At 73.5% G+C, this 9,332-nt stretch carries 6 protein-coding genes; all 6 read right to left on the reverse strand.

Translation table 11 applies throughout. The annotated features are described in order from the left end of the window. Positions 1–56 precede the first annotated feature (56 nt). Positions 57–2,045 (reverse strand): TIGR03960 family B12-binding radical SAM protein, encoded by a 1,989-nt coding sequence (locus tag WMI84_RS14650; RefSeq protein ID WP_347354421.1) that lies wholly within the window; start codon positions 2,043–2,045, stop codon positions 57–59. Between the two features lie 75 nt (positions 2,046–2,120). After that, the gene (locus WMI84_RS14655) at positions 2,121–3,986 is read right to left on the reverse strand and encodes a long-chain fatty acid--CoA ligase (RefSeq protein ID WP_347354423.1); all 1,866 of its coding nucleotides are present in this window, start codon (positions 3,984–3,986) and stop codon (positions 2,121–2,123) included. Between the two features lie 157 nt (positions 3,987–4,143). Further along, on the reverse strand, positions 4,144–5,103 hold the full coding sequence (locus WMI84_RS14660) for a bifunctional riboflavin kinase/FAD synthetase (protein WP_347354425.1): 960 nt from the start codon (positions 5,101–5,103) through the stop codon (positions 4,144–4,146). A 43-nt stretch (positions 5,104–5,146) separates the two neighbouring features. Continuing rightward, positions 5,147–6,076 (reverse strand): tRNA pseudouridine(55) synthase TruB, encoded by a 930-nt coding sequence (truB, locus tag WMI84_RS14665; RefSeq protein ID WP_347354427.1) that lies wholly within the window; start codon positions 6,074–6,076, stop codon positions 5,147–5,149. After that, complete coding sequence (rbfA, locus tag WMI84_RS14670; RefSeq protein ID WP_347354429.1) at positions 6,069–6,533, reverse strand: 30S ribosome-binding factor RbfA; 465 nt, start codon at positions 6,531–6,533, stop codon at positions 6,069–6,071. Before rbfA ends, truB begins: the two co-directional genes overlap by 8 nt. Before the next feature lie 214 nt (positions 6,534–6,747). Beyond that, on the reverse strand, positions 6,748–9,332 hold a 2,585-nt coding region (infB, locus tag WMI84_RS14675), incomplete at its 5' end, for a translation initiation factor IF-2 (RefSeq protein ID WP_347354431.1).

Below are 9,332 nucleotides of genomic sequence, written 5' to 3' on the forward strand. Positions count from 1 at the left end.
TCGAGCGTGCAGCAGTCCTCGGCCACCCGGCCTCTCGCTCCCGCTCGACGGGGTTGTCAGCGCCGCTCGGCCAGCTCCGGGCCGCGGTGACCCAGGACGGTCAGCGGCAGCAGTCTCCGGCCGGTGGGGCCCACCTCGATCTCGGTCCCCAGCTGGGAGCACACCCCGCAGTCGAAGCACGGCGTCCAGCGGCAGTCGTCGACCTCACGCTCGTCGAGGGCGTCCTGCCAGTCGGCCCAGAGCCAGTCCTTGTCCAGGCCCGAGTCGAGGTGGTCCCACGGCAGCACCTCGTGCTGCTCGCGCTCGCGCGTGGTGTACCACGCGACGTCCACCGGTGACCCGGTGAAGACCTCCTCGGCACAACGCATCCACCGTTCGTAGGAGAAGTGCTCGCTCCACCCGTCGAACCGTCCGCCGTCGCGCCAGACCGCCTCGACGACCCGCCCGACTCGCCGGTCGCCCCGGGAGAGCAGCCCCTCGACGACACCGGGCTGCCCGTCGTGGTAGCGGAACCCGATCGCGGAGCCGTAGCTGCGGTCGGCCCGGATCGCCTCGCGCAGCTTCAGCAGGCGCGCGTCGGTCTGCTCCGGACCGAGCTGCGCGGCCCACTGGAACGGGGTGTGCGCCTTGGGGATGAACCCGCCGATCGAGACCGTGCACCGGATGTCCCGGTGGCCGGACACCCGCCGGCCGGTCTCGACCACGCGCCGGGCGACCTCGGCGATCTGCAGCACGTCCTCGTCGGTCTCGGTCGGCAGCCCGCACATGAAGTAGAGCTTGACCTGCCGCCACCCGGCGCCGTACGCGGCGGCGACCGTGCTGATCAGGTCGTCCTCGGTGACCATCTTGTTGATCACGCGCCGGATCCGCTCGGATCCGCCCTCCGGCGCGAAGGTCAGGCCGGAGCGCCGGCCCCCCCGGGTCAGCTCGTTCGCCAAGTCGATGTTGAACGCGTCGACCCGGGTCGAGGGCAGCGACAGGCCGGTCTGGGTGCCCTCGTAGCGGTCGGCCAGCCCCTTGGTGAGGTCGGCGATCTCGGAGTGGTCGGCCGAGGACAGCGAGAGCAGGCCCACCTCCTCGAACCCGGTCGCGGCCAGGCCCCGCTCGACCATCTCGCCGATGCCGGTGATCGAGCGCTCGCGGACCGGGCGGGTGATCATGCCGGCCTGGCAGAACCGGCAGCCGCGGGTGCAGCCGCGGAAGATCTCGACCGACATCCGCTCGTGGACCGACTCGGCCAGCGGCACGAGCGGCTGCTTGGGGTAGGGCCAGGCGTCCAGGTCGGTCACGGTGTGCTTCGCCACGCGCCACGGCACGCCGGGCGAGTCCGGGCGGGGGGCGACCCGCCGGATCCGCCCGTCGGGCAGGTAGCTCACCTCGTAGCACGACGGCACGTACACCCCGCCGGTGCGGGCCAGCCGCAGCAGCAGCTCGCGCCGGCCCCCCGGGCGGCCGGCGGCCTTCCACTCCCCCACGATGTCGGTGATCGTCAGGACCGCCTGCTCCCCGTCGCCGATGACGACCGCGTCGACGAAGTCCGCGATCGGCTCCGGGTTGAACGAGGCGTGACCGCCCGCGATGACCAGTGGGTCCGCGAGAGCCCGCTCGGCGGCATACAGCGGGATGCCGGCGAGGTCGAGCGCGGTGAGCAGGTTCGTGTAGCCGAGCTCGGTCGCGAAGGAGACGCCCAGGATGTCGAAGTCGCGCACCGCCCGGTGCCCGTCCACGGTGAACTGCGGCAGCCCGGCCGCCCGCAGCGCCGCCTCCATGTCGGGCCAGACGGCGTAGGTGCGCTCGGCGAGCGCGTCGGGTCGTTCGTTGATGACCTCGTAGAGGATCATGACGCCCTGGTTGGGCAGCCCGACCTCGTACGCGTCGGGGTACATCAGCGCCCACCGGGTGGTCAGCTCCACGCCGCCGGGGCCGAACCCGCCGACCTGCCAGTCCTTGACGACGGAGTTGAGCTCGCCACCGACGTACTGGATCGGCTTGCTCACCTGCTCCAGCAGCGGCTCGAGGGCGGGGAAGATCGACTCGCCGGGCATCGCCCCAGTGTAGGAGGGGTATGCCGCCCACGCCCGGAACGTGGGCGGCATAACCGCCGCGCCGGTCCCCGCCGCTCAGGCCTCGGCGTAGAGCTCGTCGAGGTCGTCGCGGTACTTGGCGGTCACCGCCCGGCGGCGCAGCTTCATGCTCGGGGTCAGCTCCCCGCCCTCGACGGTGAGGTCGTGGTCGAGGATCGTGAACCGCTTGACCGTCTCCCACCGGTTCAGACCGGCGTTGAGCTCGTCGACGGCGGCCTGGACGAGCGCCCGCGCCTCGGGAGAGGTGACGATCTCCGCATAGCTCCGGCCGGCCATCCCGTGCGTGGCGGCCCACGTCGTGATCGCGTCGGGGTCCAGCGTCACGAGCGCGGTGGCGTGGCTGTGGCCGGCGCCGTGCACGACGAACTGGCTCACGTAGGGGAACATCCCCTTGAACTTCGCCTCGATCGCCGCCGGGGCGACGTACTTGCCGCCGGAGGTCTTGAAGACGTCCTTCTTGCGGTCGGTGACGTGCAGGAAGCCACGCTCGTCGAGGCGGCCGATGTCACCGGTGCGGAACCAGCCGTCCGCGGAGAGGACCTCCGCGGTGGCCTCGGGGTTGTCGTGGTAGCCGCGCATGACGCCGGGGCCCTTGACGAGGATCTCGCCGTCCTGCTCGTCGATCCGCACCTCGGTCCCGGGCAGCGGCCAGCCGACCGACCCGAAGGCGTAGCACCCGGGTGCGGGGCGGTTGACCGTCGTGCCCGATGACGTCTCGGTCAGGCCGTAGCCCTCGAGCACGAGCAGCCCGACCGCGCCGAACCACCTGGCGACCTCGGCGTCGAGCGGGGCCGCGCCGCTGATCATGAACCGGACCCGGCCGCCGAAGCGGGCCTGCACCTTGGACAGCACGAGCGCGGTGGCCAGGGCGTGCTGCAGCACCAGCAGCGGGGAGGGCGAGTCCCCCCGCTCCCTGACGTCGCGCATCTGCCCGCCGACCCCCAGGGCCCAGTCGATGAGCGCCTTCTTGACCCCGGTCTCGCCCGCGAACATCATCGCGACGCGGCCGTGCGCCTTCTCGAAGATCCGGGGCGGACCGGCCATGAAGGTGGGCCGCACGATCGCCATGTGGTCGACGATCTTGTCGATCCGGCCGTCGACCGCAGTGCGGAAGCCGATCTGCAGCGCGGTCGCGACGAGCATCTTGCCGAAGACGTGCGAGAGTGGCAGCCAGAGGAACTGCACGTCGTCCGGCCCGAGCAGCCCGCACGCCTCGATGACCGCGCCCTCGTACACGACGCTGTCCTGCACGAGGCGCACCCCCTTGGGTCGCCCCGTCGTACCCGACGTGTAGATGAGGGTGGCCAGGTGCTCCGGCTTGATCTCGTCGATCCGGCTGCTCACCAGGTCGGGGCGCTCCTGCAGTGCGGCGCGGCCCCGGTTCTGCAGGTCGGCCAGGGTGGTGACCCACCCGTCGTCGGACGCGGACCCGGTGAACGTCACGACGTGACGCACCCCGGGCAGCTGTTCCCGCCGACCGGCCAGCTTGGCGACCTGCTCGTCGTCCTCGGCGAACACGATCGAGCTGCCCGAGTCGGTCAGGATGTAGGCGACATCCTCCTCGATCGTGGTGGGGTAGACGGTCGTGGTCGCCCCACCCGCGCAGACGACGGCCAGGTCGGCGACGACCCACTCGTAGCGCGTCTGCGAGGCCACGGCGACCCGGTCCTCCAGGCCGATCCCGAGGTCGATCAGCCCGGCCGCGAGGGCCTCGACCAGCTCGTACGCCTGCGCCCAGGTCACGGTCGTCAGCTCCTGGCGGTCCGGGTCGGCGAAGTACTGGAAGGCGGGTGCCTCCGGGCTGGCGGCAACGCGTCGGCGCAGCAGCGCACCGACGCTGGGGGCGCGCCCGTCGAGGACGGACCGGTCGACCTGCTCGTCGGACACCGTGGGTCGGGGCATGGCGGCACTCCTTCGGGTCACGGCGGCCCCGGCGCGGGCCACCTGCTGCGGATGATCCCACGCGGGAGAGCGCCGGTCGCCGTCTCCGGAGGGGATGAGATCCCACCGTGACCGATCCGCCGCCCGACCGGCGGTTCGGGCCGGTCAGGTCGGTAGGTCAGGTCGGCACGGTCGCCGAGAGGATCTGCCGGCAGCGCGCCACGTCCTGCGCCATCCGGGCGACGAGTGCCTGGGTCGAGTCGAACCGCAAGGTGGGGCGCAGGCGTTCGACGAACTCCATCGAGACGGGCTCGCCGTACAGGTCCAGGTCGGTCCGGTCGAGCACGTAGGCCTCCACGCGCCGGGCCTGCCCGTCGAACGTGGGGTTGGTGCCGATCGAGATCGCCGCCGGCAGGGTCCGGTCCGGGTGCCCGACGGGCAGGCCGGGGCGCAGCAGCCAGCCCGCGTAGACGCCGTCGGCGGGCACCAGTCCCTCGGGCCGGAGCTCGAGGTTGGCGGTCGGGAAGCCGAGCTCGCGGCCCCGGTGGTCGCCGTGCACGACGGTGCCGGAGACCCGGTGGTTCCGGCCGAGGATCTCGGCCGCACGGGCCACGTTGCCTGCCCCGAGCTCCGACCGCAGCTGGGTCGAGCTCCAGCGGGCTCCCTCGCCGATGTCGTCGAGGGCGATGACGTCGAACCCGAAGGTCGCGCCCAGGCGGCGCAGCGTGCCCACGTCGCCCGAGTTGCGCACGCCGAACCGGGTGTCTCTGCCGACGACGACCGCGTCGGCATGGAGGGCCTCGACGAAGGTGCCGCGCACGAACTCCTCCGGGGTCTCCTGGGCGAACTCGCGCGTGAACTCGAGCACGAGCGTGGCCTGCAGGCCGACCGCCTCGAGCTGCTCGAGCCGCTGTCCCAGTGAGGTGATCAGCGTCGGGGCGCGGTCGGGGAAGAGCACCGCGACGGGGTGCGGCTCGAAGGTGACGGCCACCGAGACCGCCCGGCGGTCGCGCGCCTCGGACACGACCCGGCTCAGGACCGCGCGGTGCCCGCGGTGGACCCCGTCGAAGTTGCCGAGGGTGGCGACGGTCGGCCCGAGGTCGGCGGGGATCTCGTCGGTTCCGTACCAGCGCTGCACGGCGACCACTGTAGTGGTCGCCCGAGCGGCCCCGGCCCACGCGTCAACCGAGCGGGAACACGACCCGGGACCGGGCGGTCGGCCGGGTCTCGTCCAGGATCGCGACGAGCCGGCCGGCGGGGTCGATCGCCGCGACCGCCGCGCCCCCGCCCGGGGTCGCCTGGATCGGCTGCCCGTGCGCGAGCCGGGCGGCCTCCTGCGCGGACACCTCGTGCACCGGCAGCTGGCGGCGTGCCGCCTCGGCCGGGGAGAGCAGGGGTATGCCGCGCACGCCCTCGCGTGCGCCCCGCTCCACCAGCGCGGGCAGGGGGGTGGCCGCCGCGATCGTGAAGGCACCGACCCGGGTGCGTCGCAGGGCGGTCAGGTGGGCCCCGACCCCCAGGTCGCGCCCGAGGTCGCGAGCCAGGGCACGCACGTAGGTCCCCGACGACACCTCGACGGCGACGGCGACATCGAGCACCGGCAGGGTCCGTCCGTCCTCGGCCGTGGCCTGCGCGGGCGTGGTGCGCAGCACCTCGAACCGGCTCACCGTCACCGTGCGGGCGGCCAGCTCGACCGCTGCGCCGGACCGGACCCGCGCGTAGCTGCGCACCCCGTCCACCTTGACGGCGCTGACCGCGCTCGGCACCTGCTCGATGGTGCCGGTGAGCCGCGCCACCGCACCCGGTAGCGCGGCCTCGACGCCCGCCCGGTCGGACACCCCGGGCGAGTCGACGACCTCGCCCTCGGCGTCGTCGGTCACGGTCGACTGGCCCAGCCGGACCGTGGCGGTGTATGCCTTGTCGCACCCGGTCAGGAAGGTCAGCAGCCGGGTCGCCCGGCCCACGCCGAGCACCAGCACCCCGGTGGCCATGGGGTCGAGGGTGCCGGCGTGCCCGACCCGTCTGGTGCCGACCACGCGCCGGGTCCGCGCGACGACGTCGTGGCTGGTCCAGCCGGCGGGCTTGTCGACGACGAGCAGGCCGTCAGGCATCGGCGCCGGGGCCGGGGCCGTCGTCGCCCTCCTCGCTCCGGGCCGGCTTCCGGTACGGATCGGCCTCCCCGGCGGGCCGGGCCCCGGCCGCAGCCCGGGCCAGCTCCGCGTCCCGGGCGCGGGTGCGGGCCACCAGGTCCTCGAGGTGGGCGGCTCCCTCCGGGAGCGCGTCGGCGATGAACTCCAGCGACGGCGTGAGACGGATGCCGATCTGCTTGCCGACGGCCGAGCGGATCCGGCCGCGGTAGGCCTCGAGGACCTCGGCGGTCGCCTGCCGGGCCTGGTCGTCGCCGAAGACGGTGTAGAAGACCGACGCGTGCTGCAGGTCGCCGGTGACCCGGCTGTCGGTGATCGTGACGAAGCCCAGCCGCTCGTCCTTGACCCGGTGCTCGAGGTACTCCGCGACGACGACCTTGATCCGGTCGGCGACCTTGCGTGCGCGGGCGGGATCGGCCATGACGACCTCCTGGGCTCGGGGGGGCGGGCGAGGGAGCTGGGGGCAGCCCAGGACATCACCCTAGCCGGGACACCGCCGTGCGGGATCTGCTGCCCGCCCGAGCGCGCCCCGCCCTGCGGGGCGACGCCGCGCGGGTCCGCAGCCGCTGTGGAGCAGGCACCACGGCCCGGTGCCCGTGACGCGAACGTCTCGGGCACCGGGTCTGCTGCTGCGGTCAGGCGCGCGGCTTCTCGCGCATCTCGAAGGTCTCGATCACGTCCTCGACCCGCAGGTCGTTGAACGACCCGAGGTTGATACCGCACTCGAAGCCGTCGCGCACCTCGGTGACGTCGTCCTTGAACCGCCGCAGCCCGGCGATCTCGGCCTCGCCGACCACCGTCCCGTCGCGCACGATGCGGGCCCTGGCGCCCCGTCGGATCTCGCCCGACCGGACCAGCGACCCGGCCACGTTGCCGAACTTGCTGGAGCGGAAGACCTCGCGGACCTCCGCGGTGCCGAGCTGCACCTCCTCGAACTCCGGCTTGAGCATGCCCTTGAGGGCCGACTCGACGTCGTCGATCGCCTGGTAGATGACCGAGTAGAAGCGCATGTCCACGCCCTCCCGGTCGGCCAGCTCGGCCACCCGCTCGGCGGGCCGGACGTTGAAGCCGATGATGATCGCGTCGTCGACGGTGGCGAGGTTGACGTCGTTCTGGGTGATCGCACCGACGCCCCGGTGGATGATCCGCAGGTCGACCTCGTCGCCGACGTCGATCTTGAGCAGCGCGTCCTCGAGCGCCTCGACCGATCCGGAGACGTCGCCCTTGAGGATGAGGTTGAGCGTGTCGACCTTGCCCGCGGCGAGGGCCTCGTTGAGGTCCTCGAGCGAGATCCGCTTGCGGCGCTTGGCGAGCGAGGCCGCCCGCGCCGCGGCCTCGCGACGCTCGGCGATCTGGCGTGCGGTGCGGTCGTCCGGCGCCACGAGGAACGTGTCGCCGGCGCCCGGCACGGAGGTCAGGCCGAGCACGAGGACCGGTCGGGACGGCAGCGCCTGGTCGACGTTGTTGCCGTGCTCGTCGAGCATGGCCCGGACCCGGCCGTGACCGTTGCCGGCCACGATGGCGTCGCCGACGTGGAGCGTGCCGGACTGGACCAGGACGGTGGCGACCGGACCGCGACCCTTGTCGAGGTGCGCCTCGATGGCCACCCCGCGCGCGTCCTTGTTCGGGTTGGCCCGCAGGTCGAGCGCGGCATCGGCGGTCAGCAGGACCGCCTCGAGCAGGCCGTCGATGTTGGTGCCCTGCTTCGCCGAGACGTCGACGAACATCGTGTCGCCGCCGTACTCCTCGGCGATCAGGTTGTACTCGGTCAGCTGCTGGCGGATCTTGGCGGGGTTGGCCTCCGGCTTGTCGATCTTGTTGACCGCCACCACGATCGGCACGCCGGCCGCCTGGGCGTGGTTGAGCGCCTCGACGGTCTGCGGCATGACGCCGTCGTCGGCGGCGACGACGAGGATCGCGATGTCCGTCACCGACGCACCACGGGCCCGCATCGCCGTGAACGCCTCGTGGCCCGGGGTGTCGATGAAGGTGATGGCGCGCTTGTTGCCCTCGTGGCTGGTGACGACCTGGTAGGCACCGATGTGCTGGGTGATCCCGCCGGCCTCGTCCTCGGCCACGTGCTCGGAGCGGATGGCATCGAGCAGCTTGGTCTTGCCGTGGTCGACGTGGCCCATGACGGTGACCACCGGCGGTCGCGGCTCGAGGTCCTCGTCCTCCTCGGCGGCCGCCTCGGCCTCGAGGTCGATGTTGAACGACTCGAGCAGCTCGCGCTCCTCGTCCTCGGGGGACACGACCTGGACGTCGTAGCCGAGCTCGGCACCGAGCAGCTTGAAGGTGTCCTCGTCGAGCGACTGCGTCGCCGTCGCCATCTCACCGAGGTGGAACAGCACCGTGACGAGCGAGGCGGGGTTCGCGTTGATCTTGTCGGCGAAGTCGGTCAAGGACGCGCCGCGCCGCACCCGCACGACGGTCGAGCCGTCGCCGCGGGGGACGGTGACGCCGCCGATCGTCGGCGCCTGCATCTGCTCGAACTCCTGGCGCTTGGCACGCCTGGACTTGCGGCCCCGGACCGGACGGCTGCCGCCGCGACCGAAGGCTCCCTGGGTGCCGCCACGGCCACCCGGTCCGCCGCCGCGGGGGCCACCGCCGAAGCCGCCGCGCCCACCGCCCGGACCGCCGTGGCCACCGCGGCCGGCGCCGGCGCCGGTGCCACCGCGCCCGGGGGCGGGTCGGGCTCCGGGACGTCCGAGGGTGCTGCGCTCCGGCATCATGCCCGGGGTCGGGCGCGGACCGCCCGGACGGGGACCTGCGCCACCTGGCGCTCCCGGACGCGGTCCGCCGGGACGAGGGGCGCCCGGACGGGGGCCGCCGGGACGCTGCTGCGGACGGGGCATGCCCTGGCTGGGGCTGAACGGGTTGTTGCCCGGCCGAGGCCCCCCGTCACCGGGGCGTGAACGGGAGGACTGCATTCCCTGGCTGGAGCTGAACGGGTTGTTGCCCGGGCGCGGCGCTCCCGGCCGCGCACCCGGACGCGGTGCGGGACGGGGGCCCGGGGCGGGCGCGCCGCGGGTACCCGACTCGCGTGGGGTCGGTTTCGGACCGGCCGGCTTCGGCCCCGGACGGGCCGGCGTGCCCGCGCGGGCCGCAGGTGCGGCAGGCCTGGTCGCGGGCGACGCCGAAGCGGCGGGCGCAGCCGAAGCGGCGGGCGCAGCCGGAGCCGCGGGCGCAGCCGAAGCCGCGGGCGACGCCGAAGCGGCGG

The organism is Intrasporangium sp. (genome assembly GCF_039812505.1).
Classification (GTDB): domain Bacteria; phylum Actinomycetota; class Actinomycetes; order Actinomycetales; family Dermatophilaceae; genus Intrasporangium_A.